The 26313-nt window shown below is 71.0% G+C and carries 22 protein-coding genes and 2 riboswitches; of the genes, 10 read left to right on the top strand and 12 right to left on the bottom strand.

Annotated features, from left to right (window positions below; all coding sequences use genetic code 11):
• Positions 1–733, bottom strand: a 733-nt coding sequence (locus AC3WLB_RS11920) for a PucR family transcriptional regulator ligand-binding domain-containing protein (RefSeq protein ID WP_492506192.1), incomplete at its 3' end; no start/stop codon positions are given.
• A 125-nt stretch (positions 734–858) separates the two neighbouring features.
• Between AC3WLB_RS11920 and AC3WLB_RS11915 the strand changes: the two genes are divergently transcribed.
• A complete protein-coding gene (locus tag AC3WLB_RS11915) occupies positions 859–2325 on the top strand; it encodes an NAD-dependent succinate-semialdehyde dehydrogenase (RefSeq protein WP_492506190.1) in 1467 nt (488 codons plus the stop codon).
• Positions 2326–2343: 18 nt separating this feature from the next.
• On the opposite strand, the gene AC3WLB_RS11910 is transcribed toward AC3WLB_RS11915, so the two are convergent.
• On the bottom strand, positions 2344–5874 hold the full coding sequence (locus tag AC3WLB_RS11910) for an aminotransferase class III-fold pyridoxal phosphate-dependent enzyme (RefSeq protein ID WP_492506188.1): 3531 nt from the start codon (positions 5872–5874) through the stop codon (positions 2344–2346).
• An 88-nt stretch (positions 5875–5962) separates the two neighbouring features.
• On the opposite strand from AC3WLB_RS11910, the gene AC3WLB_RS11905 reads away from it, so the two are divergent.
• From AC3WLB_RS11905 to AC3WLB_RS11895, 3 genes are read left to right on the top strand one after another with little or no spacing between them, the layout of a single operon-like run.
• Positions 5963–6319: a GntR family transcriptional regulator gene (locus AC3WLB_RS11905; protein WP_022896010.1), complete on the top strand. Its 357-nt coding sequence runs from the start codon at positions 5963–5965 to the stop codon at positions 6317–6319.
• Entirely contained in the window at positions 6316–7203 is an 888-nt protein-coding gene (locus tag AC3WLB_RS11900; RefSeq protein ID WP_492506185.1) for an ABC transporter ATP-binding protein, read from the top strand. Before AC3WLB_RS11905 ends, AC3WLB_RS11900 begins: the two co-directional genes overlap by 4 nt.
• Positions 7200–7985 (top strand): hypothetical protein, encoded by a 786-nt coding sequence (locus tag AC3WLB_RS11895; RefSeq protein WP_492506183.1) that lies wholly within the window; start codon positions 7200–7202, stop codon positions 7983–7985. The genes AC3WLB_RS11900 and AC3WLB_RS11895 overlap by 4 nt, the downstream gene beginning before the upstream one ends.
• A 51-nt stretch (positions 7986–8036) precedes the next feature.
• On the opposite strand, the gene AC3WLB_RS11890 is transcribed toward AC3WLB_RS11895, so the two are convergent.
• Positions 8037–9923, bottom strand: a complete 1887-nt coding sequence (locus tag AC3WLB_RS11890) for an ABC transporter ATP-binding protein (RefSeq protein WP_492506181.1) — start codon at positions 9921–9923, stop codon at positions 8037–8039.
• Between the two features lie 40 nt (positions 9924–9963).
• Positions 9964–10179: a hypothetical protein gene (locus tag AC3WLB_RS11885; RefSeq protein WP_022896008.1), complete on the bottom strand. Its 216-nt coding sequence runs from the start codon at positions 10177–10179 to the stop codon at positions 9964–9966.
• 83 nt (positions 10180–10262) lie between these two features.
• Here AC3WLB_RS11885 and AC3WLB_RS11880 point away from each other — a divergent pair, with 83 nt between their 5' ends.
• Positions 10263–11315 carry a radical SAM protein gene (locus tag AC3WLB_RS11880; RefSeq protein WP_492506179.1) on the top strand — a complete coding sequence of 351 codons (1053 nt, stop codon included), beginning with the start codon at positions 10263–10265 and terminating at the stop codon, positions 11313–11315.
• Between the two features lie 57 nt (positions 11316–11372).
• Here the strand turns inward: AC3WLB_RS11880 and AC3WLB_RS11875 are convergent, their stop codons facing one another.
• A complete protein-coding gene (locus AC3WLB_RS11875; RefSeq protein WP_492506177.1) occupies positions 11373–12770 on the bottom strand; it encodes an MFS transporter in 1398 nt (465 codons plus the stop codon).
• Between the two features lie 117 nt (positions 12771–12887).
• On the opposite strand from AC3WLB_RS11875, the gene AC3WLB_RS11870 reads away from it, so the two are divergent.
• Positions 12888–13682 carry a PfkB family carbohydrate kinase gene (locus AC3WLB_RS11870; RefSeq protein ID WP_492506175.1) on the top strand — a complete coding sequence of 265 codons (795 nt, stop codon included), beginning with the start codon at positions 12888–12890 and terminating at the stop codon, positions 13680–13682.
• A gap of 78 nt (positions 13683–13760) precedes the next feature.
• On the opposite strand, the gene ribH is transcribed toward AC3WLB_RS11870, so the two are convergent.
• From ribH to AC3WLB_RS11845, 5 genes are all read right to left on the bottom strand, one after another.
• Positions 13761–14240, bottom strand: a complete 480-nt coding sequence (gene ribH, locus AC3WLB_RS11865; RefSeq protein WP_492506173.1) for a 6,7-dimethyl-8-ribityllumazine synthase — start codon at positions 14238–14240, stop codon at positions 13761–13763.
• Between the two features lie 14 nt (positions 14241–14254).
• Positions 14255–15577, bottom strand: coding sequence for a GTP cyclohydrolase II (gene ribA / locus AC3WLB_RS11860; RefSeq protein ID WP_492506171.1), 1323 nt, complete (start codon positions 15575–15577; stop codon positions 14255–14257).
• Positions 15574–16200, bottom strand: a complete 627-nt coding sequence (locus AC3WLB_RS11855) for a riboflavin synthase (RefSeq protein ID WP_492506169.1) — start codon at positions 16198–16200, stop codon at positions 15574–15576. The genes ribA and AC3WLB_RS11855 overlap by 4 nt, the downstream gene beginning before the upstream one ends.
• A gap of 4 nt (positions 16201–16204) precedes the next feature.
• A complete protein-coding gene (ribD, locus tag AC3WLB_RS11850) occupies positions 16205–17263 on the bottom strand; it encodes a bifunctional diaminohydroxyphosphoribosylaminopyrimidine deaminase/5-amino-6-(5-phosphoribosylamino)uracil reductase RibD (protein WP_492506167.1) in 1059 nt (352 codons plus the stop codon).
• 72 nt (positions 17264–17335) lie between these two features.
• Positions 17336–17492, bottom strand: a riboswitch (FMN riboswitch).
• Between the two features lie 69 nt (positions 17493–17561).
• Positions 17562–18302: a polyprenol monophosphomannose synthase gene (locus tag AC3WLB_RS11845; protein ID WP_492506165.1), complete on the bottom strand. Its 741-nt coding sequence runs from the start codon at positions 18300–18302 to the stop codon at positions 17562–17564.
• Positions 18303–18518: 216 nt separating this feature from the next.
• On the opposite strand from AC3WLB_RS11845, the gene AC3WLB_RS11840 reads away from it, so the two are divergent.
• From AC3WLB_RS11840 to AC3WLB_RS11830, 3 genes are all read left to right on the top strand, one after another.
• Complete coding sequence (locus AC3WLB_RS11840) at positions 18519–18983, top strand: GtrA family protein (RefSeq protein WP_492506163.1); 465 nt, start codon at positions 18519–18521, stop codon at positions 18981–18983.
• Positions 18984–19040: 57 nt separating this feature from the next.
• Positions 19041–19140, top strand: a riboswitch (glycine riboswitch).
• A gap of 151 nt (positions 19141–19291) precedes the next feature.
• On the top strand, positions 19292–20695 hold the full coding sequence (locus AC3WLB_RS11835) for an L-serine ammonia-lyase (protein ID WP_492506161.1): 1404 nt from the start codon (positions 19292–19294) through the stop codon (positions 20693–20695).
• A gap of 28 nt (positions 20696–20723) precedes the next feature.
• A complete protein-coding gene (locus AC3WLB_RS11830) occupies positions 20724–21869 on the top strand; it encodes an FUSC family protein (protein WP_022895295.1) in 1146 nt (381 codons plus the stop codon).
• A 29-nt stretch (positions 21870–21898) separates the two neighbouring features.
• Here AC3WLB_RS11830 and AC3WLB_RS11825 read toward each other — a convergent pair whose 3' ends face one another.
• Positions 21899–24424, bottom strand: a complete 2526-nt coding sequence (locus AC3WLB_RS11825) for an MMPL family transporter (protein WP_492506159.1) — start codon at positions 24422–24424, stop codon at positions 21899–21901.
• Positions 24425–24520: 96 nt separating this feature from the next.
• Here AC3WLB_RS11825 and AC3WLB_RS11820 point away from each other — a divergent pair, with 96 nt between their 5' ends.
• Positions 24521–25099, top strand: coding sequence for a TetR/AcrR family transcriptional regulator (locus AC3WLB_RS11820; RefSeq protein WP_492506157.1), 579 nt, complete (start codon positions 24521–24523; stop codon positions 25097–25099).
• Positions 25100–25296: 197 nt separating this feature from the next.
• Here the strand turns inward: AC3WLB_RS11820 and trpS are convergent, their stop codons facing one another.
• Complete coding sequence (gene trpS, locus AC3WLB_RS11815) at positions 25297–26313, bottom strand: tryptophan--tRNA ligase (RefSeq protein WP_492506155.1); 1017 nt, start codon at positions 26311–26313, stop codon at positions 25297–25299.

Genomic DNA, 26313 nt, shown 5'->3' with positions numbered 1-26313 from the left:
CCAGCACGCCCCGGATGCGGCCGGTGCCGCCGAGCGTCTGCGCGATGGCGTGGTCGTCGTCGCCGTCGGTGTCGGCCCGCGAGCGGCGGCCGGCTCGCAGCAGCCGCGTCACCTCGGGCACCAGGTCGCCGAACCGGTCCGATGACCCGCCGGCGCGGCCGGTGGAATCGGATGCGCCGGGCGGTGACGAGACGATCACCTCGGCATCCGGGTCGAAGACCGCGATCGCGCACTCGAGCCGCTCGGCCGCCTTCGCGACCGCCGCCATGAGTCCGCCGTCGCCGAGTGTGGCGAGCGACACGGCGCGCTGTGCTTCCAGCGCCCAGTCGAGGCGGGCGCGGGCGTCGGCGGCTTGGGCATCCGCCACCCAGCGGCTGATGGCGATGAAGGGAGTGCGGTAGGGCACTTCGAACAGCGGCAGGCCCGCCTCGCGGCAGGCGCGCACGAGCGCGGCCGGGGTGCCGCTCTGCACCACGTCGGCCCCGAAGCCGAGGGCCACCACGCCGGCGGCGACGAGGCGGGCGACGTAGTCGTCGATGGGGGTGGGGTCGGCGCCGGAGAACTGGCGGCCGGTCGTGAGCAGGAGCTGACCCGGGCCGAGGAAGGGTGTCGGGTCGTCGAGGTCGGAACCGTGGGCCCAGAGCACCTCGCGGCGAGCGGCGTCGGCCGACGGCACAACCACGCGCAGGCCGAACGCGGCATGGGCGAGCAGGGCGCTGAGCGGGGCGGGCACGCACCGATCCTACGCCGTTGTGCCATGGTGGCATACAGTGTGGTGCGGATTGCCGGATCGGCACCCCACGCCGCGTCGTGTGCGGCGTACGGTCATCCCAGATGACCCTCTCGAAAGGAAACGACATGAGCGCAGCATCCGAGGCCGACGTTCTCGCAGCCGTCCCCGGCCGTCTCTTCATCGGCGGCCAGTGGGTCGAATCGTCGAGCGGCAAGACCATCGACGTCTACGATCCGGCGACCGGTGCCGTGCTCAAGTCGATCGCCGACGCCACTCCCGAAGACGGCATCCGGGCGCTCGACGCGGCCGTCGCAGTGGCCGACGAATGGGCCGCCACTGCCCCCCGTGCGCGCGGCGAGATCCTGCGCGGCGCCTTCGATCTGCTGCAGCAGCGCAAGGACGACGTCGCCCTGCTCATGACGATGGAGATGGGCAAGCCCCTGGCGGAGGCCGCGGGTGAGGTCGCCTACGGCGGCGAGTTCCTCCGCTGGTTCAGCGAGGAGGCGGTGCGCATCTCGGGCCGCTACGGCAGCAACCCCGAGGGCACCGGCACGATGGTGGTCTCGCAGCGGCCGGTCGGCCCCTCGTTCCTCATCACCCCGTGGAACTTCCCGCTCGCCATGGCCACCCGCAAGATCGCTCCCGCGCTCGCGGCCGGCTGCACCGTCGTCATCAAGCCCGCGACACTGACCCCGCTCACCACGCTCTACGTCGTGCGGCTGCTCGAGGAGGCGGGCCTCCCCGCCGGCGTCGTGAACGCCATCACCACGTCCACCTCGAACGCCGTGTCGGCCCCCATCATCGCCGACCCGCGGCTGCGCAAGCTGTCGTTCACCGGGTCGACGCCGGTGGGCCGGGCGCTCATGAAGCAGGCATCCGAGAACGTGCTGTGCACCTCGATGGAGCTCGGCGGCAACGCCCCGTTCGTCGTGTTCGACGACGCCGACCTCGACAAGGCGGTGGAAGGCGCGCTGCAGGCGAAGTTCCGCAACATCGGGCAGGCCTGCACCGCTGCCAACCGGTTCATCGTGCACCGCGCGGTGTCGGCCGAGTTCTCGCGCCGGGTGGCCGAGCGGGTGGCCGCGTTCCGCATCGGTCGCGGAACCGAGGAGGGCGTGAACATCGGCCCGTTGATCGACGACGACGCGGTCGACAAGGCCGACGAGCTGGTTCAGGACGCGGTCTCCCGCGGAGCTACCCTGGTGGCCGGCGGCAAGCGCGTGGAGGGCAAGGGCAGCTTCTACGAGCCGACCGTCGTCACCAACGTGCCCGCCGGCAGTGAGATCCTGCGCGAGGAGATCTTCGGCCCGGTGGTCAGCGTGGTCGAGTTCGACGACGAAGACGAAGCCGTGCGGCTCGCCAACGACACCGAGTACGGACTGGTCTCGTACGTGTTCACCGAGGACCTGGCCCGCGGGAAGCGGATGATCGAGAAGCTCGACACCGGCATGATGGGCCTCAACGTCGGCGTCATCTCGAACGCCGCCGCCCCGTTCGGCGGTGTGAAGCAGTCGGGTCTCGGCCGCGAGGGCGGCTCGGAGGGCATCCACGAGTACCTCTCGACGAAGTACACCCTCATCCCCAACTCCTGAGGGGGCGGGGGCGCGGGGCTACCAGCCGTCGGTGAGTACGGCGTGGAGGGTGTCGACGAAAAAGTCGGCACCCTCGCGCGTCAGGGTGAGGGGCGGCTTGATCTTCAGCACGCACTGGCGGTCGGAGGTGGGCTGCACGATGACGCCGAGTTCGCGCATCCGCTCGCAGATCAGCAGGGTCTCCTCGGGGGCCGGCTCGCGGGTGCTGCGGTCGCGCACGAGTTCGACGCCGAGGTAGAGGCCGAGGCCGTGCACGGCGCCGATCAGCTCGTGCTGCTCGGCCAACGCCTCCAGGCGGCGCTTCAGGTGGGCGCCGACGACGCGGGCGTTCTCCTGCAGGCCCTCGTCGCGCAGGATGTCGAGCACGGTCGTGCCGACCACCGAACTCACCGGGCTGCCGCCGGCCGACGAGAAGAAGTACCCCTGTGACCGGTAGCGCTCGGCGATCGCGCGGGTGGTGATGACGGCGCCGAGCGGATGCCCGTTCCCCATCGCCTTGGCCACGGTGACGATGTCGGGGCGCACCCCCTGCTGCTCGAAGCCCCAGAAGTACTCGCCGAGACGGCCGTAGCCGACCTGCACTTCGTCGGCGATGCAGAGGCCGCCCGCGGCGCGCACGGCGGCGTAGACCGACTCGAGGTAGCCGTCCGGCAGCGGCATCCCGCCCGCGTTGCCGTAGAACGCTTCGGCGATGAAGCTCGCCGGGGCGCGGCCTGCCGCCACGAGCTCCTCGATGGTCGCGACCGCATCGACGGCGTAGCGCGCTGCGTCGGCGCCGCGGTATCGCCCGCGGTACGCGTTCGGGGCGTCGAGGGTGTGCACCCAGGCCGGGCGCGTCGACAGGGCGCCGGGGTTGTCGGCGACGGAGGTCGAGACCGCGTCGGCCGCATCCGACCAGCCATGGTAGGCCTCCCGCACCGCCACCACGTCGCGCCGGCCCGACCAGGCCCAGCCGATCCGGAGCGCGAGATCGACCGCCTCGGTGCCGCTGTTGACGAGGAAAACGGTGTCGAGCGGATCGGGCAGCAGAGCTGCGAGCCGCTCGGTGAGCTCGGCGATCGCGGCGTAATTGAAGCGCGAGTTCGTGTTGAGCAGGGTGAGCTGACGGGCGACGGCGTCGGCGATCCGCGGATGCGCGTGGCCGACCGCGGCGACGTTGTTCACCATGTCGAGATAGGGCCGGGCGTCGGTGTCGAAGAGGTGGTGCCGCCAGCCGCGTTCGATCTCGGGGGGATCGGCGTAGTAGTGCTCCTGCACGTCGGCGAGGTGCCGCTCGCGGCGGCGCAGCAGGGCGGCGGCGTCCTGCTGCGCCGCGGGGGAGTGGGCGGCCGGCGCCGGGTCGCCTGCGTGCACCGCGGGGGCGGAGGTGTGGGTGGCCGCGGCGGCGGGATCGCCGGCGTGCAACGCGCGGGCGGAGGTGTGGGTGGCCGGGGCGGGATCGCCTGCGTGCACCGAGGGGGCGGGGGAGTGGGCGGCCGGGGCGGGATCGCCGGCGCTCGTCGTGACGGCGGGCGCTGTGCCGGCGGTGAGGAGCGGGGTCGGGTCAAGCACGAACGGTCGCCAGCCCGGGAGGAGGTCGGCCGTGGTGAACCAGGGCGTCTCGTCGGGTGCGAGGTCGGGGCGCAGAAGCCGCACGCCGAGCGTGCTCCCGGCCGCCAGTGACCCGAGCACGCCGCCCGCGAGGGTTGCCGCCGTGGCTTCGGCGGACGCGGCGTGGCGAGTGGCGTGCGCCGCGCGCCCGTCGTCGGTGAGGTCGGCGGCCGATTCGGCGGTCGCGGTGTCGGGAGCGGAGTGCGTCCCGATCGCGTTCCCGGCGAGGGCGCCGCCAGCGGGCTCGGCGGTGGCATCACGTTCGGCGGCCGGCGAGTGCGTGGGCGGGTGCAGCCCGCTCAGCTCCAGCACGAGGCCGTCGTCGGACACGAGGCGCAGGACCCCCGCGGGGTGCTTGCCGCGCTCGGTCGCGGTCGGTGCGGCGTCGGGCAGGAGTTCCGGGAGCAACTCGGCCGAGAGCCAGGTGCTGGTGCCGCTCCAGGGTGCGTGCACCGAGAGGGTCGCATCGGCCGTGACCGCCACGCCGAGGGCGGCGCACGGGTGCGGGTGCGGCGACTCTCGGAACGAGCGGGTCAGTCGCCGCTCCGCGAAGCGCGTGCTGACCGCCCGCGCCGAAGCGAGGTGCGCGGCCTCGCTCGCGGCAGCTGCCTCCCCATCGGCCGCGCCGAGCTCGACGGTCCCGACGGGGTTGGAAGCGGTTCCCGCGGTCGACGAACCGCTGCGCGCTGCGGCGTCGGGAGCGGCGCGGAGGGCCTCGGCGACGAGGGCGCGCTCGGCGTCCGGCTCGGCGAAGCGGCCGGCCGCGAGCAGCGGGCTCGTGCTGGACAGGTCGACCGCCACCACGGCGTCGGCGCGCAGCCCCGGCAGCAGCGGATGCGCAGCCGCAGCCGCGACCGTCGCGGGCGCGGGGGCGGCGAATCCGGCGGCCTCCCGCACCAGAGCCGTCATCACGGCAGTCGGCACGCTTGTCGCGACCTCGAAGATGCGGTGCTCGTGGGCGGCGTTCGCGCGGGTGTAGTCGTTCTGCGGGTCGATGGCGGCCGCGTGGTGCGCGCTCACGACGAGGGTTGCGGCGCGCGCCACGATCAGTGGCCAGAGCGCATCGGCCTCGGCGGGAGAGAGCGGTCGCAGCGCGCAGAACGCGCGCACCGCCGGCAGGATGGACACCGCCGACGCACCGCGATGATGCAGCACCGACGAACAGGTCACGGCCAGTTCGGCCACCGCCCAGGAGTGCACCACGTCGCCGAAGTCGATGATCCCGGTCGGGTCGAGCCGCCCGCCGCCCGCCCCGACCGGGCGGCCCACGGTGTTGTCGTCGGTGAGATCGCCGTGGATCACCTGGCGCGGCAGCTCGGCGTCGAGCCCCCGCACCACCTGGTTCGCGCTCGCCGACGCGACTCGAACCCGGTCGGCGAGCGCCGCATCCGTCACCGCCGGCAGCAGGGCGGTCACCAGGGCGTCGGCGTTCCGGAGATCCCACGACAGCGTCCGCTGTGCGCCCGGATGCTCGAATCCGGCCAGCGCGAGCACCGACCGCGCGGCGAACGACCCGAGCGCCGCGACGGCGGCCGGCGCCAGATAGCGCGGCCCGGAGAGCGGGGTGCCCTCGACGAAGTCGAGCATCCGCACCAGGAGCGGGCCGCCCGCGCCCGACACCTCGACCGACCCCACCGACACAGGGTCGCGCGCACCGTCGAGCGCGGCTCGGGTGCGGGGCGTCGCAATGCCGGTCGAATCCCCGACGAGCGCTGCCGCGAGCGATTGGGCGATGAGTTCCTCCGCCGTGGTCGACGGATGCGCGAACTTCAGCAACGCGCGCGGGCCCCCGTCGGCCGGCGTCAGCACGAAGTTGGCGTCGTACTGGCTGCCGAGCGCCTCTGCTCGACCGGCCACACCGAACACGCGAACGGCGACGGCCTCGGCCTCGGCCACCGACACGACGGGTGCCGGAGTGACTGTCTCGGCGAACGACGACGGATCGGGCAGGGCGCTCACGAGCCCATTCTGGCATCGGGACTTGACACCGTACAGTCGACCTGGTTGGTTAGTTACATGAGTAATGAACCAATGAACGGCACGCAGCGTGGATGAGTCGCGGCCGATCTTCGTTCAGATCGCGGAGCAGATCGAGAACGACATCATCGGCGGCAGCCTGCCCGAAGAGAGTCAGGTGCCGTCGACGAACGAGTTCGCGGCATTCCACCGCATCAATCCGGCGACCGCCGGTAAGGGAGTGAACCTCCTCGTCGACGACGGGGTGTTGTACAAGAAGAGGGGAATCGGCATGTTCGTCGCCACCGGGGCGCGGGAGCGCCTGGTCGCCAAACGCCGCGATCAGTTCCAGAACGAGTACGTGAAGCCGCTCGTGACCGAGGCCGGCAAGCTCGGCATCTCGGAGTCGCAGCTGGTCGAGATGATCCGGCGGGAGGGCACCGAATGAGCGCCGTGATCGAGGTCGAGCACCTCACCAAACGCTTCCGCTCCGTGGTCGCCGTCGACGACGTGTCGTTCGGCATCGAGGAGAACACCATCACGGGGCTCCTCGGCCGGAACGGCGCGGGCAAGACCACCGTGATGCAGCTGCTGACCGGGCAGGACTTCGCCACCCACGGCGACATCCGGGTGTTCGGCGAGCGCCCGGTCGAGAACCGGCAGGTGCTGCAGCAGGTGAGCTTCATCAAGGAGAGCCAGAAGTACCCCGACGACTTCAAGCCAAAGCACGTCTTCCGCACCGCGCCGTGGTTCTTCCCGCACTGGGACGCCGAGCTCGCCGAGCGCCTGATCGACGACTTCCGGCTGCCGCTGAACCGCCGCATCAAGAAGCTCTCGCGCGGCCAGCTCTCCGCCGTCGGCGTCATCGTGGGCCTCGCGAGCCGGGCCGCCGTGACCTTTTTCGACGAGCCGTACCTCGGTCTGGATGCGGTGGCCCGGCAGATCTTCTACGATCGCCTCCTCGAGGACTACGCCGAGCATCCGCGCACCATCGTGCTCTCGACGCACCTGATCGACGAGGTGTCGAACCTGCTCGAGCACGTGATCGTGATCGATCAGGGGCGCATCCTGCTCGATGCCGACGCCGAATCACTGCGCGGGTCGGCCACCACGGTGGTCGGCACGCGGGCGCTCGTCGACTCCTTCGTGGCCGGCCGCGAGGTGCTGCACCGCGAGGGCATCGGCGGTCTCGCCTCGGTCACCGTCGGCCGGCTCGACCCGGCCGAGCGACGGGAGGCCGGCGAACTCGGCCTCGAACTCGCCCCCGTCTCCCTCCAGCAGCTGGTCGTGCAGAAGACCGGCGCCTCGACCGGAATCGAGCAGAACGCATGACCGCCCTCGACACCTCCACCCGTCCCGCATCGGCTGCCGCGCACGGCGCGGGCCGCATCCTGCCCGTCGCACGCCTGCATGTCGTGAACCGGCTGCAGGTGCTCGTGATCCCTGCCCTCATCCTGCTGTTCATCCTGGCGGTGAACATGGTCATCTGGTGGCTGATCCTGCGCTCGATCACCGATCCGGCCGATCGCGCCGACGCCCAGGAGGGGCTGCAGTACAGCGGGGCGTCGTTCTACGTGTTCGTCTATGCCATCGTGATCGGGGTGCAGGCGGTCGCCTACGCCTTCCCCTACGCCCTCGGCATGAGCGTGACCCGCCGCGACTTCTGGCTCGGCTCCGCCCTTGCCTTCGTGGGGCTCTCGGCCGTGTACAGCGCGTTCATCACGCTGCTCGCCGTGATCGAGCAGCTCACGAACGGCTGGGGCCTCGGCGGCCGGATGTTCACGGTGCTCTACTTCGGAGGCACCGATGCTCCCTGGTACGAACGGTTCCTGCTGTTCTTCGCCGCGTTCCTGTTCTGCTTCTTCGTCGGGGCGATGGTCTCCACGCTCTACCAGCGCTGGCGCGTGAACGGCATGCTGGTGTTCTTCGCCGGGCTCACCGTGCTCGTGCTCGGGGGGATCGTGCTCACCACCCTCACCGACAGCTGGCCCGCCGTGGGAGCGTTCTTCGTGGCGGCCGGACCGGGTGGCCTCGTCGCCTGGAGCCTCGTGATCACGGCGCTCGCGGCCGTGGTGGGCTTCGTGGTGCTGCGGCGGTCGACGCCGAAGAACTGAGCCCGCGCTCGACGGGAGGGGCGGTCCGCGATGCGCGGTCCGCCCCTCCCGCTACACGAGCAGCTGGTGCTTCGCCAGGTCGCGGTAGAGCGGCGTCGAGGCGACGAGCTCGGAGTGGGTGCCCACGCCCACCACGCGGCCGTGGTCGACGACCACGATCTGGTCGGAGTCGACCACGGTCGAGAGCCGGTGCGCGATCACGATCAGCGAACGGTTCTCGGCCACCGCGTCGATGGCCTCGCGGAGCATCTGCTCGTTCAGGCCGTCGAGCGACGACGTCGATTCGTCGAGCAGCAGCACCGGTGGCGCGGCCAGCAGCGCCCGGGCGATGGCGAGGCGCTGACGCTCGCCGCCGGAGAGCATGACGCCGTCTTCGCCGACCGCCGCATCCAGCCCCTCGGGGGAACGCTCGAGCACCTCGCCGAGGTTCACCGCGTGCAGCACCTCGACGCACTCGGCGTCGGTGGCGTCGGGGGAGCCGAGCAGCAGGTTCTGGCGGATGCTCCCCGCGAGCACCGGCGCATCCTGCTCCACGTAGCCGATCTGCGAGCGGAGCTCGACGCGGTCGAGCTGCCGCACGTCGACGCCGCCGAAGCGCACGGCGCCGGAGGTGGGGTCGTAGAACCGCTCGATCAGGGCGAGGATGGTCGACTTGCCGGCGCCCGACGGGCCGACGATCGCGGTGCGCTTCCCGCGACCGGCCGCGAAGCTGATGCCGTGCAGCACGCCGGTCTCCACCTCTTCGGTCTCCGGATGTTGCTCCGACGAGTCGCCCGGGGCGACCTTCTCGTCGTAGGCGAAGTGCACGTCGACGAACTCGATCGCCGGCGCATCCGCCGAGGTCTGGCCGGGCGCGGCGAGGGCGGCGATCGCCCGGTCGTCCTGACCCTCGACCGGCAGCTGCACGATCTCCTGGATGCGGCCGAGCGCGCCGAGCGCCTGATTGACCGAGTTGATCGCGCCGAAGGCCTGCCCGAGCGGCATGATCATCATGAACAGGAAGAGGATGAACGACACCAGGCTCGCGATCGTGATCGCACCGGATGCCACACGGAAGCCGCCGACCCCGAGCACCACGAGGAACGAGACCTGCAGGGCGATGCCCGCGATCGGTACGACGAGAGCCGAGATCTTCGCGACCCGCACGCCCTGCTCCCACGCGCCCTGCGCATCCTTCTCGATCGCGGCGATCTCGCGCTCGGTGGCGTTCGCGGCCCGCACCGTGCGAATGGCGCCGATCGAGCGCTCGACCGCCGCCGCCAGGTCGCCCACCTTCTCCTGCTGCTTGCGGCTTGCCGTGCGCACCCGACCTGAGATGGAGACGACGGTGACCACCGAGACGGCGATCACCAGCACGGTGAGGCCGAGCAGCACAGGGTCGATGATGAGCATCGCGATCAGGGCGCCGAAGAACACGAGCGAACCGCCGATCGCGTCGACGAGACCCTGCGTGATGACGGCGTAGAGCAGCGTGGTGTCGGAGCCGACGCGCGAGACCAGGTCGCCCGTGCGGCGGGTGTCGAACTGCGAGATGGGAAGGCGGAGCATCCGCTGCACCAGCTGGCGGCGCGCCGAGAGCACCACGCTCGTGCCGGTGCGCTGCAGCAGGTAGTGCTGAAAGCCCGAGATGAGGCCCGAGACCACGACGAGCGCGACGAGGGCCAACACGAGCAGGCCGAGGGGGTTGCCCGCCTGCACCACGGTGATGACCTGACTCACGAGGAGGGGCTGCGCGAGGCTCGTCGCGGCGCCCACGATGCTGAGCGCGATCACCACCGAGAGCACCTTCTTGTGCTCGAACAGGAACGGCAGCAGCTGGCTGAACTTCGCGCGCGGGCCGTCGTCGGGCTTGCCGCCGCGACCGCGGCCGAAGGGGCTGCGGGACCGTGGGGCCGGTCGGGGGTCGTCCTTCGCGGGGGTGGACGTGGTGGTCGACATGGTCTTCTTTCTCTGCGGGGTGACGGATGCGCGGGCCGGCTCAGTGCCGGCCGTACTTCTTGTGCACGGCCTGGCGTGACACGCCCAGGGCGAGCGCGATCAACTGCCAGGAGGCGTTCGCGTTGCGGGCGCGGCGCACGGCGACGGCCTCGATGCGATCGAGCTCGTGCCGGAGCTTCGCCACGGCGCGCAGCGACACGATCGGGTCGTTGCTGCCCGCGTCGGCGGCCAGTGTGTGCACGTCGGTGACATCCATGCTGTCAACCTACGTTGACGCATCCGCTCTGTCAACTTGGGTTGACGCGCGGGCGTGTCGGTGGCGGCGCTTACACTCAGGGCATGAGCGACGCGATGCGGTGGGCGGGTCAGCGCATCGACGCCCTCGCCCCCGGCACGCTGCCCGGGCTCGCGCGGGTGAGCAACCTCGTGCAGAGCGTGCGGTCGCCCGAGTTCGCGGGCATCACGTTTCACGAGATCCTGGCGAAGACCGCGCTCAACCACGTGCCGGCCACGGCGAAGATGCTGCCCGACGAGTGGACCATCAACCCCTACCGCGGCTGCACGCACGCCTGCGTGTACTGCTACGCCCGGCCGACGCACGAGCACCTCGGGCTGAACGCGACGAGCGACTTCGACAGCCAGATCATCGTCAAGACGAACATCGTCGAGGTGCTGCGGGCCGAGCTCGCGAAGAAGCGGGTGCTGCCACCGCGGGTCGCGCTCGGCACGAGCACCGACCCCTACCAGCGGGCCGAAGGGCGCTACCGGCTGATGCCGGGCATCATCCAGGCGCTGGGCGCGGCGCGCATCCCGTTCTCCGTGCTCACGAAGGGCACGCTCATCCGGCGCGACATCCCGCTCCTGGTCGAGGCCGATCGGCGGGCGCACGTCGAGCCGGGGCTCTCCATCTCGTTCGTCGACGCCGAGCTGCAGCAGTCGCTCGAACCGGGCACCCCCACGACGGCGGCGCGGCTGGCGGCGCTCGCCGAGATCCGGGCGGCGGGGCTCGACTGCACGGTGTTCCTGGCGCCCATCCTGCCGCTCCTCAGCGATCGGCCCTGGCAACTCCAGCAGATGGTTCGGCAACTCGCCGAGGCCGGCGCGACGGCGGTGCTGCCGTCGGCGTTGTATCTCAGTTCGACCGTGCGGCCCGGGTTCTTCGCGTGGCTCGGGCGCGAGCATCCGTCGCTCGTGGGCGACTACGAGCGCATCTACGCCGGCGGCTCGGAGGCCGACCCGCGGTACCGCCGGTGGCTCGACGAGCAGCTGCAGCCGCTGCTGAGCCGGCACGGCTTCCCGGCGCCGGATGCGGGGGTGCAGGACAAGTTCGCCCTGCGCGGCCGCCGCGCCGCCCCGCCTCTGGCCGCACCGCCGCCGCCCACCCTCTTCTGAGCCCGCCGCCGGCATCCTGCCCCCGCCGCCCGGAACGACGGAGGTTCGGGTGCCGGGTCAGGTGAGGGTGTTCTCGAAGTCGATGTCGCGGGTCTCGCGGCTGATGATGAGGGCGCCGAGCGTGATCAGGGCCATCAGCGACAGGTAGTTGCCCACGAGCGCGGGGCTGCCGTCGGCGGCGGTCCAGAGCGCCACGGCGATGAACGGCGCGACCGCCGCGCCGAGGATCGACGCGACGTTGTAGCTGATGGCCGAGCCGGTGTAGCGCACGTTCGCCGGGAAGAGCTCGGGCAGTTCCGATCCCATCGGCCCGAAGGTGAGTCCCATCAAGGTGAAGCCGATCACGAGCAGCGCCATCACGCCCACGAACCCGCCGGCGAAGAGGGGCACGAAGAACAGGCCGAAGGCGGCGATGCCGATCGTGGTCCAGATGAGCGTCATGCGGCGGCCGAAGCGCTCGGCGAGCGGGCCCGCGACGAGCGTGAAGATGCCGAAGAACACGCATCCGACCACCAGCATGATGAGGAACTCGTTGCGGTTGTAACCGAGCCCGGGCACGAACGACTCGGGGTCGAACGCCTTGCCGGCGGCTTCGGCTGCGGCCTGCGCCGACTCCACCGACGACGCGGTGGTGCCGAACGTGAGCGTGAACGTCGTCATCAGGTAGAACAGCACGTAGGTGGCGAGCATGATGAAGGTGCCGAGGATGAGCGGCCGCCAGCTGGTCTTGAAGACCCGCGCGAGCGGCAGCTTGGCCACCTCGCCGGCGTTCACGACCTTCGTGAACGCCGGAGTCTCGACGAGCTTGAACCGCACGTAGAGGCCGATGATCACGAGCACGGCACTCGCCAGGAACGGCACCCGCCAGCCCCACGCGAGGAAGGCCTCGGAGTCGAGCGTGGTGCTCAGCACCAGGAACACCACGTTCGCGATGATGAAGCCGATCGGCGCCCCCAGCTGCGGGAAGGTGCCGTACACGGCGCGCCGGCCCGCGGGCGCGTTCTCGGTGGCGAGGAGGGCGGCGCCCGACCACTCTCCGCCGAGCCCGAGGCCCTGACAGAAGCGGAACAGCACCAGGAGTCCGGGGGCGAGGATCTGCCAGCCCGGCGTGAGCCCGGTGGGCAGCGCGCCGATCAGCACGGTCGCGATGCCCATGGTGAGCAGCGACGCCACCAGGGTGCGCTTGCGCCCGATGCGGTCGCCGAAGTGACCGAACAGGATGCTGCCGATGGGCCGGGCGATGAAGGCGACGCCGAACACGGCGAACGACGACAGCAGCGCGATGGTGGGATCGGAGTTCGCGAAGAACAGGGTGGGGAAGACCAGCACGGCGGCGGTGGCGTAGACGTAGAAGTCGTAGAACTCGATCGAGGTGCCGATGAGGCTCGCCAGGATGACGCGACCTCGGGTGTTCGCGGGTGCGGCGGGCGGGGCGTCGAGCGTTGTGGTGGTCATCGGAACCTTCGGTCGGCAGCAGACGGCTGAGTCGGAGCGGAAGAAGCAATTTTACGCTGCCCTAAGATGTCGGGGGTACGTCTTTCGAGGGAGTGGCACGTGGGCAGAGTGGTCGTCGTGGGTTCGTTGAACATCGATTCGACGGTGGAGGTCGAACGGCACCCGCAGCCCGGCGAGACCCTCATGGGCGGCGACCTGGTGAAGTACTTCGGTGGCAAGGGCGCGAACCAGGCGGTCGCGGCGGCGCGAGCGGGCGCCCGGGTCTCGTTCGTGGGCCGGGTCGGCGACGACGCCGATGGCGACGCCTACCTCCGCCGGCTCGCCGGGTACGGCATCGACACCGCGCACCTCTCGCGCACCACGGGCGTGTCCACCGGTCACGCCGCCATCGCGGTCTCGGCCGACGGCGAGAACACGATCATCGTCTCGCCCGGCGCCAACGGCCGCGTCACCGTGGGCGACCTCGCGTCGCTCCGCGAGCTCGGACCGGGCGACGTGCTGCTCGGTTCGCTCGAGATCGACACCGAGGTCGTGGCCGAGGCCGCGCGAATCGCCGCAGCGCGCGGGGCTCGCGTCATCCTGAACCTCGCCCCCTACGCCGCGCTGCCGGGCGACGTGCTCGACCTGGCCGACCCGATCGTGGTGAACGAGCACGAGAACGAGTTGCTCGCGGCTGACGGCTACCACCCTCGCTCGGTGCTCGTGACCCTGGGCTCGAAGGGGTCGCGCTGGGGTGAGCACGAGGTGCCGGCCGGCGCCGTGTCGGCCGTCGTCGACACCACGGGTGCCGGCGACTGCTTCTGCGGCACCCTGGCCGCGGGTCTTGCCGCCGGACTCGGCGAGCGCGACGCGATGGAGGCCGCGAGCCTGGCCGCCGCCGCCTCCGTCGGCTGGGTCGGCGCTCAGCCCTAGCCCGGACTTCGCCAAACGAAACGGCGACCGCCCCTCCCTGAGGGTGCGGTCGCCGTTTCGTTTGGAGAACTCGACGGATTACGCGCCGCGGATGGCGCGGAGCGTCAACGCGGTGGCCACAGCGGCCTCGGCGGCCTCGGCGCCCTTGTCCTCCTTCGAGCCCGGGAGGCCGGCGCGGTCGAGGCCCTGCTTCTCGTCGTCGAGCGTCAGCACGCCGAAGCCGACGGGCTTGCCGGTGAGGATGCTCACCTGCGTGAGCCCGCTGGTCGCGGCATCCGACACGTACTCGAAGTGCGGCGTGCCGCCACGGATGATGACGCCGAGCGCCACCACCGCATCCGCGCCCGCCTCGAGTGCCGCCTTCGAGACGACGGGCAGCTCGAAGCTGCCTGCCACCCGCACTTCGGTGACGGTCACGTTGGCCGCGGTGAGAGCACGCCGTGCGCCCTCGATCAGCCCGTTCGTGATCTCCTCGTGCCAGGTGCCGGCGACGATCGTGATGCTCAGGCCCGTGCCGTCGAGGTCGAGGTCGCGACTCGGGGCTCCTGCTCCGCTCATGGGTTCATGTCCTTTCAGCGCACGGTCGAGGGGAGCACATGCCCCATCCGGTCGCGCTTGGTGTCGAGGTACTTCTGGTTGAACGTGGATGCGCCCACCACGAGCGGGATGCGCTCGGCCACCGTGACGCCGTGCTCTTCGAGCTGGCGCACCTTGTCGGGGTTGTTGGTGAGCAGACGGATGCTCGTGGCGCCGAGATCCTCGAGGATCGCGACCGCCGCGCCGTAGTCGCGCGCGTCGGCGGGGAGGCCGAGGGCGACGTTCGCGTCGAGGGTGTCGAGGCCGTCTTCCTGCAGGCGGTAGGCGCGCAGCTTGTTGACGAGGCCGATGCCGCGACCCTCGTGGCCGCGCAGGTAGACGACCGCACCGCCGTGCTCGGCGATGAGATCGAGCGAGGCGTCCAGTTGCGGCCCGCACTCGCACTTCAGCGAGCCGAACGCCTCGCCGGTCAGGCATTCGGAGTGCACCCGCACCAGGGCATCGGGCGCGGTGGGGTCGCCGGCGACGATCGCCACGTGATCGGCGCCGGTCACGAGATCGCGGTAGGCGCGCATCCGGAGGGCGCCGTGCGTGGTGGGGACGGTGGTCTCGACCTCGAAGTGGACGCGGGGCGCCTCGGCGGGGACGTCGTTGCGCGCGGCGACGGCGACCGCCTCGGCCGAGGCGGGAACGGTCACGGGATCGGCGGACGCGGACGCCGCGGGCGAGGTGGCTGTGCCGCTCACCCCGTCCTGCTCGTTCAGCCACCCGATCAGCAGCTCGATCGTCGTGACCGGGAGCCCTTCGCGTTCGCCGGTGGCGAGCAGCTCGTCCATCAGCATCGCCGAGCCGTCGTCGGCGATCATCTCGCCGATCACGCCGACCGGCGCGAGGCCCGCGGCGCGCATCAGCTCGACGGCGGCCTCGGTGTGCCCGGCGCGCTGGCGCACGCCGCCGTCGACGGCGCGCACGGGCAGGATGTGCCCGGGCCGGATGAAGCTCGCGGGGGTCGACTCCGGGTCGGCGAGCAGGTTCAGGGTGCGGGCCCGGTCGTGCGCGCTGATGCCGGTGGTGACGCCTGAGGAGGCGTCGACGGTGATCGTGTAGGCGGTGCGCCGGGTGTCTTCGTTGTTGACCACCATCGGGGGCAGCGCCAGCCGGTCGGCCAGGTCGCCCGGCAGGGGCGCGCAGAGGTACCCGGAGGTGTGGCGCACCATCCAGGCGATCCACTCGGGGGTGGCGAGGGCGGCCGACATGATGGCGTCGCCCTCGTTCTCGCGGTCGGCCGCGTCGGACACGATCACCGGCTTGCCGGCACGCAGCGCCTCGAGCACCTCGGGGATGGGGGAGAGCGTCATGAGTTGCTCCTTTCGAACTGCTCGAACATCGCGAGCCGCTGCACGTGGCGCGCCAGGATGTCGGTCTCGAGGTTCACCCGGTCACCCACGTCGAGCGTGCCGAGCGTGGTGGCCGCGAGGGTCTCGGGGATGAGCGACACCTCGAACCAGTGCGAACCGTCGGGCTCGTCGCCGATGGCCGACACGGTGAGCGAGACGCCCGAGACCGCGATCGACCCCTTGTCCACGACGAGGGGCGCGAGGCCCGCGTCGAGCGAGAAGCGCAGCACGCTCCAGGCCTCACCCGGGGTCACGCTGAGCACCGTGCCGGTGCCGTCGACGTGCCCCTGCACGATGTGCCCGCCGAGCCGGTCGCCCACCTGGGCGGCGCGCTCGAGGTTCACCCGGTCGCCCACGGCGAGCGACCCGATGGTCGACATCGCGAGGGTCTGCGCCATCACGTCGGCGGTGAAGCTGTCGGCGGTCTGGTCGATGACGGTGAGGCACACGCCCGACACCGCGATCGAGTCGCCGTGCCCGGCGTCGCTCGCGGCCAGAGGGGCGCGCACCGTGATGACGGCGGCGTCCGCCGTGTGCTCGAGGGCGAGCACCTCGCCCAGTTCTTCGATGATTCCCGTGAACACCGGGTCACTCCTTCGTGGACGGCACGCCGTCCGGTCGTGCGACGATCCTGATGTCGTCGCCCAGTCTCGTGAGGTCTGTGATGCGCAGCCGGCGTTGCTCGTCGATGGTGCCGACGCCGAGCTCCGTGAGCGCGCTGCGTGGCCCACCGAGGAGCGTCGGCGCGAGGTAGACGAGCAGCTCGTCGGCGAGCCCCGCCGCGAGGAACGCGCTCGCCACCGTCGGGCCGCCCTCCACGAACACCGACCGCACCTCGTCGGCGTAGAGCTCCTCGAGCACAGCGGCGAGGTCGTGCGTGGCGAACACCCGGAGGGGCTGCGGATGCCCGTGCACCCGTGCCCCGGCCGGCACCGGGCGCGTGCCGATCACGACGGGTGCCGGCTGATGGGGCAGCAGGCCCGCCCCGCCGTCAGCGGTCGGAGCGTCGTCGCGCGCCGTGAGCGCCGGGTCATCGGCGAGCACCGTGCCCGTGCCCACCACGATCGCGTCGGCGTCGGCGCGGCGCCGGTGCACGTCGGCGCGCGCCGCCGGCCCGGTGATCCACTGGCTCGTGCCGTCCGCTGCCGCGGCGCGCCCGTCGAGGCTCGACGCCCACTTCACGGTGACGAACGGGCGGTGCAGGCGCACGGCGGTCAGCCAGGGGCGGATGGCCTCCTCGACGGCCTCGGCACCGAGGCCCTGCTCGACCTCGAGGCCGGCCGCGCGCATCCGCTCGCCGCCGCCGTGCGAGCGTTCGCCCGGGTCGGCCACGGCGTAGACGACGCGGGCGACGCCGGCCTCGATCAGGGCGACGCTGCACGGGCCGGTGCGGCCCAGGTGGTTGCACGGCTCCAGGGTCACGACGGCGGTCGCGCCCTGGGCGAGCGCGGGATGGGGGAGCTTCGACAGGGCGTCGACCTCGGCGTGCGCCGTTCCGGCGCCGCGGTGCCAGCCCTCGGCGATGACCTCGCCGGCGGGGGAGAGCAGCACGCACCCCACCTGCGGGTTCACGCCGTGGCGCGGCCCCCGCAGGGCGAGCTCGAGGGCGCGAGCCATCGCGGCGGCCTCGGTGGTGGTGGCGTTCATCCGGTCCTCGTCTGCTGACGTGGCCCCGGGGGTGCGCGAGAATGCGCCGGCCGCCCCGCGATCGCCGGGCCGCCCGTGCTTCCTCCCATCCGGACTCGACAGGCCTTGCGGCACTGCCATCACCGTCGGTTCTGGAATTCCACCAGATCAACCCGCCCGCTGCGAACAGCGGGACGAGCTCGCGGACTGTCACCGCCGGTTCAGATTCTCACTGACCCCGGAGCACGTTTCTTACAACTGTTATACCGCAACGCGCCCGGAGCGAGGATATTCCCGACCCGGGCAGGGTGAGCGCGGGCTACGGCACGATCCGGGCCGCCGGCAGCGCGAGCGGCGCGGGAGCGCGGCCGACCACGCTCGACAGACCCCAACCGGTCACCTTCGCCAGCGCCTCGACGACGATGCCGGTGGACATCTTCGACACGCCCTCCTCGCGCTCGATGAAGGTGATCGGGAACTCGCCGATCGTGCCACCGGAGCGCTCGAACAGCCAGGCCAGCTCGATCTGGAAGCAGTAGCCCTGCGAGTTCACGGTGCCGAAGTCGATCGTGCGCAACGAGTCGGCCCGGAAGCCGCGGTAACCGCTCGTCAGGTCGTGCAGCTTCGACTGCAGCATGATGCGGGCGTACGCCGTGCCCGAACGGGAGATGAGCTTGCGGTAGGCGGGCCAGTTCTTGATGACGCCGCCCGGAATCCAGCGGGTGCCGATGGCCATGTCGGCGCCGCCCCGAAGGAGGGCGGTGAGCCGGGGGAGCTCCTCGGGCTGGTGCGAGCCGTCGGCATCCATCTCGACCACGAAGTCGTAGTCGCGGGCCAGCGCCCAGCGGAACCCCGCGGCGTACGCGGCACCCAGCCCGTTCTTCTCGGTGCGGTGGAGCACGTGGATGCGCGCGTCGTCGGCTGCCAGATCGTCGGCCAGCTGGCCGGTGCCGTCGGGGGAGTTGTCATCGACGATCAGCACCTCGACACCGGTCTCGGCGGCGAGGACTCGCGCCGTGACACTGGCGATGGAGCCGATTTCGTTGTAAGTCGGTATCACCACGACAGTTTTCGCCATAGTTTCCTCAATCGATCAGGTGCTGCCGGACCGGCGGCGCTGGAAAGCGTATCGATGCTTTCTGTTCATTTTCCCCAGCTACGCTCAGCATTCTCTTGGAAGATACGAAAAGTTCCACTCTCTTAGTTCACATGTAAGAACGGTTTTCTCGCTATGACAAGTGCGCCCGTAACGAAGTCGCGCCTTCGCATTCTCGCTGTGGAATTCGTGCGGTTCGGCCTCGTGGGCGGCGTCGGTTTCGTCGTGGACGTGGGGGTCTTCAACCTCCTGCGCACCACCGTCATGGATCCGTCCCACATGCACGAGGGCCCGGTCATCGCGAAACTCATCTCCACCGCCCTCGCCATCCTCGTGAACTGGCTCGGCAACCGGTACTGGACGTTCAAAGAGCGCCGCCGCGCCGACATGCTCCGCGAGAGCATCGAGTTCTTCGCGGTGAGCATCGCGGGAATGGGCATCGGCCTGGCGTGCCTGTGGTTCTCGCACTACGTGCTGCACTTCACGTCGCTGCTCGCCGACAACATCTCCGGCAACGTGATCGGCCTGGCGCTCGGTGCGGTGTTCCGCTTCGTGCTCTACCGGATGTGGGTATTCGGCGAGCACCGGGTGCGGGTTCCGGATGCCCGGGTCGAGGCCGCGGGGAAGACCACCTCGATCTCGTGAACTGAGTCTGGTAGGTTCGGCAGCAATCAACTGGCACCAACAAATTCAACAAGCCTTCGAACAGCAGCGGGAGAGTCCGCCCGAGAGCCGTCGGGTCGGCGCCGTAGGAGCAATTCCTCTCCGGGAAACTCTCAGGCCCCAGCACCGCTGCCGTTGGGCGACTCTGGAGAGCGAGTTCCGGCGGGGCACTGCCGCCGGCGTTCCACCGACGGGGCAAGCGGCGATCGCCGTGGAATCTCTCAGGTCAGGTACAGAGCGGAGAGGGACACCCAGCGGCGCGACCACGCGCCGACCTCGAATGGAGTCCCGTGACGCTCAGCATCTTCGATCTCTTCTCGGTGGGCATCGGCCCGTCGAGCTCCCACACCGTCGGGCCCATGCGTGCTGCGGCATATTTCGTCGAGGGTCTTCTCGACGGCGGCCGCCTCGAGGCGGTGGAGGCCGTGCGAGTCGACCTCTACGGCTCGCTCGCGGCCACCGGGCCCGGGCACGGCACACCCACCGCGGTGCTGCTCGGGCTCGAAGGGCTGCGACCCGAGACCGTGACGCCGGCCGAGGTGGATGCGCGGCGCGCCGCCATTGCGGCCGACGGCGTCACCCGGCTGGCCGGGCGGCTGCCGATCGCGCTGACCGAGCGCGACGTGGTCATGCATCCGCTCACCGTGCTGCCGCGACACACGAACGGTGTGCGGTTCACCGCGTTCGGGGCGGACGGGGCCGTGCTGGCCGAGGAGACGTACTACTCGGTCGGCGGCGGGTTCGTGGAACGGGAGGGCGATGAGGGCGCGGCCGCACGGGGAGGCGGTGGTGCGGCAATCACGGCGCCCTTCCCGTTCCGCACGGCCGCCGAGCTGCTCGAGCACTGCCGGGTTCGGGGGGTCGGCTTCGCTGACGTCATGCTGGCTAACGAGGTCGCGCTGGCCGGCGGCGGCGGGGAGGGGGCGGCGGCGGAGGTGACGACGCGGCTGCTGGGCATCCGGGACGTGATGGACGAGTGCGTCGCGACGAGCCTCGCGCGCTCCGGGGTGCTGCCGGGAGGGCTCCAGGTGCGCCGGCGTGCGCCCGAGTGGCGGGAACGGCTGCGGGCGGCCGACCCGAACGGTGCGCCCGAGTTCTGGCAGGAGTGGGTGAACCTCGTGGCCCTCGCGGTGAACGAGGAGAACGCGTCGGGTGGCCGCGTGGTGACGGCCCCCACCAACGGTGCAGCGGGCATCGTGCCGGCTGTGCTGCACTACGCCCGCACGTACCTGCCGGAGAACGGGCTCGACGACGACGACGTCTGCGTGCGGTTCCTGCTCGCCGCCGCGGCGGTGGGTGTGCTCTACAAGGAACAGGCGTCGATCTCGGGCGCGGAGGTCGGGTGCCAGGGCGAGGTGGGCTCGGCGTCGTCCATGGCGGCGGCGGGACTCGCCGAAGTGATGGGCGGCACCCCGGAGCAGGTCGAGAACGCGGCCGAGATCGCGATGGAGCACAACCTCGGTCTCACCTGCGACCCGATCGGCGGGCTGGTGCAGATCCCCTGCATCGAGCGCAACGCCATCGCCGCCTCGAAGGCGATCAACGCCGCCAAGATGGCGCTCTGGGGCGACGGCAGTCATCACGTCAGCCTCGACCAGGTGATCACCACCATGCGCGAGACCGGCCGCGACATGAGCGACAAGTACAAGGAGACCGCGCTCGGCGGCCTCGCGGTCAACGTCGTCGAGTGCTGAGCCCGGGGCGCGCGGCTACTGTGGAGGAGTGAGCGCGGGCGGAACGACGGGCGGTGCCGGCGGTATGAGCGACCCCGGCCCGGGCCCCCGTGCACGCTGGCGGTCGGTGGCGCAGGCGTCGATGGCGCCGGTGCGGTCGTTCCAGGCATCCGCTCGCACGCCCCTGCTCCAGGTGCTCAAGACCGCGGCGGCCGCCATCATCGCCTGGGTGGCGTGCTCGTTCATCGCCACCGACGAGCCGCCGATCTTCGGGGCGATCGCGGCGATCCTCGTGGTGCAGCCGAGCGTGAATCAGTCCTTCAGCCGCGCGGTGGAACGCTCGATCGGCGTGATCGTGGGCGTGGTGGTCGCCTACACGGTCGGGCTGATTTTCGGGGCGCCGAGCTGGCTGATCCTCGCGGCCATCGTCATCTCCCTATTGGTGGGATGGGCGCTTCGCTTTCCGCAGTCCTCCACCGTGCAGGTGCCCATCACGGCCATCCTGGTGCTCTCGGTCGGCGCGCAGACGCCCGGCTACGCGGTCGAGCGCATCATCGAGACCGTCGTCGGCGCGGTGATCGGCGTGTTCGTGAACTGGCTGATCGTTCCGCCGCTCGCCGTGCAGCCGGCGCACGACGCCATCGCCGGCCTGGGTCGCGAGGTGGCCGCCATCATGGACAAGCTCGCCGAGGTGCTGACCGCCCCGAGCGACGAGAAATCCCGCACGCTGCTGCTGGTCGAGGCCCGGCTGCTGCGGCCCATGCAGGCCCGCGCGACCGCCACCCTCGAGACGGCCGAGGACAGCCTGCGCTTCAACCCGCGCCGCTCGGCGCACCGCCAGGTACTGACGACGGATGCGGAGCTGCTGTCGATGCTCGGCCGCGTGATCACGCGGACCCTCGGCATGACGCGGTCGATCAACGACCACTACGACGACAGCCTGCGCGACGAGCCGATGGTGACCTCCATCGCCGAGGAGCTCCGCCGGGCCGCGCACGACCTGCGGCTGGTGATGGAGAACGTGGCGCTGCCGGCCGGCGAGGAGGAGCGGCTGAGCGATTCGGAGCCCGCGCTCACGGCGCCCATCCGGGCGCTCTCACCCGATCCGGCGCACTGGATCCTCATCGGCTCACTGCTCGAAGACCTCCGCCGGGTGCGGGAGGAGATCGTCGGGGCGGTCGACGACCTGCACTGAGCGTGAGCACTGAGGGTCTGCACTGAGCGTCAGCCGGCGGTCGGCACACCGCCGGTCTGCACCCCGGGGTGGTCGCGCTCGAGGCTCGCGCCCTCGATGTCGACGTTCGGCAGCACCCGGTCGAGCCAGCGCGGCAACCACCAGGCCGAGCGGCCGAGGAGGTGCATGAGCGCCGGCATCAAGAGCATCCGCACCACGAAGGCGTCGATCAGCACCCCGAACGCCATTCCGAAGCCGAACGAGCGGATGATCGTGGAGTCCGAGAAGATGAAGCCGCCGAACACCGACACCATGATGAGCGCCGCAGCGATCACCACCGAGCGGCCGGCCCGGAAGCCCTGCGCCACCGCCAGGCGGGCGGGCGAGCCGTGCACGAACGCCTCGCGCATGCCGGAGGCGAGGAACAACTGGTAGTCCATGGCCAGGCCGAACAGGATGCCGACGAGGATGATCGGCAGGAAGCTCAGCACCGGACCGGTGTTGTGCAGCCCGATGAGCTCCGCGCCCCAGCCGAACTGGAACACCGCGACGGTGAGGCCGTAGGTGGCGAACAGCGACAGCACGAATCCGCCGGTCGCGATGAGCGGCACCAGGAGCGAGCGGAACACCACGATCATGATGATGAGCGACAGGCCCACCACCACGATCAGGTAGAGCGGGAGCACGTCGGCGAGGGCCTCGGAGATGTCGATGTTGATGGCTGCCTGCCCGGCGACGCCCAGCACGATGTCGCCGGTCGGCCCGTCGACGGCCGGCAGCGAGCGGATGCTCTGCACGAGCTGCTCGGTGCTCGCACTGTTCGGGCCCTCGGCGGGCAGCACCTGGAAGGCGAGCAATGTGTTGTCATCGGCGGTGGCGACCGGCGCCACGGCCACCACGTCAGCCTGATCGGACAGCGTCTGCGCCACGTCGACCTGGGTGCGGAGGAGATCGTCGTCGCTCAGGCCCGCGGGCACAGTGGCGCTGACCAGCAGGGGGCTGTTGGCTCCCGGTCCGAACTGGGACTCCACGATCTCGAACGAGCGGTAGCTGGTCGAGCCCGCCGGCTCGCTCGACCCGTCGGGCAGACCGAGCCGCATCGAGAGGGCCGGGATGGCGACCACCAGCAGCGCGGCGATCGTGGCCACCACGGTCACGACCGCGCGGAGGGTGCTCATCGGCTTCACCGCGACGGTGGCGTGCTTGGCGTGCCCGATGCTCGCCCGAGCCCGCCGGCTGAGCAGGCGCTCGCCGACCCGGCCGAGCACGGCCGGCGCGAGCGTGATCGCCACCAGCACCGCCACTGCGACGCAGACCGCGCCGACCGTGCCCATGAGGCCGAGGAAGGGCACACCCGTCACGTTGAGGGCGAGAAGCGCGACGATCACGGTCGAGCCGGCGAACACGACCGCGGTGCCCGAGGTGCCGGTGGCCAGGCCGATCGACTCGAGCACGGGCACACCGGCCAGCAACTGTTTGCGATGCCGGTTCACGATGAAGAGGGTGTAGTCGATGCCCACGGCGAGGCCGAGCATGACGCCGAGCACCGGGGTGACGGATGCCATGTCCACGAGACCCGAGAAGGCCAGGCTCGCCGTCACCCCGACCCCGACGCCGACCAGCGCGGTCACGATCGGGAGGGCCGCCGCCACGATCGAGCCGAGCATCACGATCAGCACGATCGCCGCGAAGACGAGACCCGCCGCTTCTCCGACCCCGAAGATCTCCGGGATGCCCTGGGCGATGTCGGTGCCGAAGTCGACCGTGGTGCCGTCGACGGGTGAGTCCTCGAAGTGGGCGATGGTGGCCTGCTTGACCTCTTCCGGCAGGTCGAGTCGCGGCTCGGTGAACGAGACGTTCACGATGGCGGCGGAGCCGTCGGCCGAGACGACGCCGATCCCGTCGGCGAGGTCGCTCAGCGTCTGCCCGAGCTCGGCCTTCGCCGCGCCGGCCTCGAGCTGCGTACGCTGCTCGTCGAGGGTGGCCTGCTGCTCGGCGAGTGCGTCGAGCTGCGCGGTGAGCTGGGCCTGCTGGGCGTCGAGGGCGGCGAGCTGCTCGGGCGGCGCGCCGCCGGCCTCGGCCTGAGTTCGGGCATCCGTCAGCTGCTGCTGCGCCGCATCGAGCTGGGCCTTGCCGGCGTCGAGCTGCGCCTGGCCGGCGTCGAGCTGGGTGCGGCCGTCGGCCAGCTGCTGCTGCCCGTCGGCCAGCTGCTGCGCCTGGTCGGCCTGCTGCTGGGCGGCGGCGAACGGGTCGAGCACGGAGGCGACGCCGTCGAGGTCGCCGGCGCTGGCGGCGAGGTCGGAGATGGCCTGCTTCTGGGCATCCGTGAACGGCTGGCCGTCGGTGGTCTGGTAGACGACCGTTCCGGTGCCGCCGGCGGTGTCGGGCAGCTTCTCGGCCAGCTCGTCGATGACCGCGCCCGAGGCCGTGCCGGGGATGTCGAAGCTGTTGCTGAGGGATCCGCCGAGGGTGAGGAACGCGGTGACAGCGAGGCCCAGGATGACGACCCAGGAGGCGATGACCGCCCAGCCGCGGCGGGCCGCGAACGAGCCCAAACGGTACAACAGCGACGCCATCTGATCTCCTCGTTCGGGCGCTCGACGGCGCTCGGTCCGTTCCCGCCCCTGAGCATACGCGACGTCTCGTCTAGAGTCTGACGATATCCTGAACCGATGAGTGACCACAGAGCCGGCCCCACCCGCAGCGCCGCGGCCCGGGAGTCGATTCTCGACGCGACCGCGCGGCTCTTCCGCGAGCAGGGGTACGACCACTTGACCATCGAGGGGATCGCGCGGGCGGCGGGGGTCGGCAAGCAGACGATCTACCGGTGGTGGCCCTCACGCGGAGCGCTGATCGCCGACTGCCTGATCGAGGGCCGCCTGTTCCCCGTGGACTTCGACGTGCCGAACACGGGCGAGCTGATCGCGGATGTCGAGACCTGGCTCGGGCGCATCCTCACCGTCCTCGAGAACCCGGGCGGCAGCGCGCTGTTGCGGTCGCTCGTCGGCGCCGCGGCCGAGGACGCCGCGGTGGGCGACCAGCTCAGCGCGAGCCTCGGAGTGGAGCGCTCGCTCGCGGAGCGGCTCGCGGCCGGTGTCGCCGACGGGCAGCTGCCCGCGTCGACGCCGGTCGAGCCCCTCGGCGACGCCATCCTCGGGGCGCTCATCGTGCAGTCGCTCAGCCGCCGAGGCGACCCCGCGCAGACCCGCGCCCTCGTGCGCCACCTGCTCGCGTCGCCGCCGCAGATGTAGCCGCAGCTGCCGCCGATGGGCGCATCCCGCGGCGGCGGGTCGGCGCAACCCACCACCCCGCACACCGCCCTCGCCGCATCAGCGAGCCCCCCCAGGGCGGAGGGCGTCACCGGGCCAGGGCATGGCGTCACGCCCCCGTAGCGGTCTGAGAATGGCTCGCCTGCTCGCCTGCTCGCCTGCCTGGCGGGCGTATTGGCTCAGCGGTGGCGGGGGAGGAAGCCGACGCGGTCGTATACGGTGGCGAGCGTGACCTCGGCGACCTCGTTCGCGCGGTCGGCGCTCACGGCGAGGATGCGGTCGAGCTCGGCCGGGTCGTCGAGCAGCTCGAGGGTGCGCTCGCGGATGGGCGCCACCGTGCCCACCACCACCTCGGCCAGCGCCTTCTTCAGGGTGCCGTAGCCGCCGCCGGCGAACTCCGCCACCACCTCGTCGACCGAGCGGTCGGTGAGGATGGCGAAGATCGTCAGCAGATTTGCCAGCCCCGGCTTGGCCTCACGGTCGAAGCGCACCTCGCCATCGGTATCCGTCACCGCACGCATGATCTTCTTCTCGGTGACCTTGGGGTCGTCGAGCAGCCAGATCAGCCCCGCACTCGACTCCGCCGACTTCGACATCTTGGCGGTGGGGTTCTGCAGGTCGTAGATCTTCGCGGTGTCTTTCAGGATGTACGGTTTCGGCACGGTGAACGTCTCGCCGAATCGCGAGTTGAAGCGCGTCGCGAGGTCGCGGGTGAGCTCGATGTGCTGCCGCTGGTCTTCGCCCACTGGCACGTCGACCGCCTGGTAGAGCAGGATGTCGCCCGCCTGCAGGATGGGGTAGGTGAAGAGGCCGACCGACGCCGAGTCCTGCCCCTGCTTGGCCGCCTTGTCTTTGAACTGCGTCATGCGGGCCGCTTCGCCGAAGCCGGTGAGCGTGTTCAGCACCCAGGCGAGTTCGGCGTGCGCCGGCACCTGCGACTGCACGAACAGCGTCGACCTGTCTGGATCGATGCCGGCCGCGATGTACTGCGCCGTGGTGCGGCGGGTGTTGGCGCGGAGTTCGGCCGGGTGTTGCGGCACCGTGATGGCGTGCAGGTCGGCGAGGAAGAAGAAGGCGTCGTGCGACTCCTGCAGCTTCTTCCAGCTGAGCAGGGCGCCGATGAAGTTGCCGAGGTGCAGCGAATCGGCAGATGGTTGCATGCCCGAGAGCAGGCGGGGCTTGACGGTGTCAGTCAT

It is taken from the genome of Herbiconiux sp. FW305-C-125, assembly GCF_058783455.1.
Note: the sequence above shows the minus strand (reverse complement) of the source record. Positions and strands in the feature narration are given on the sequence as shown.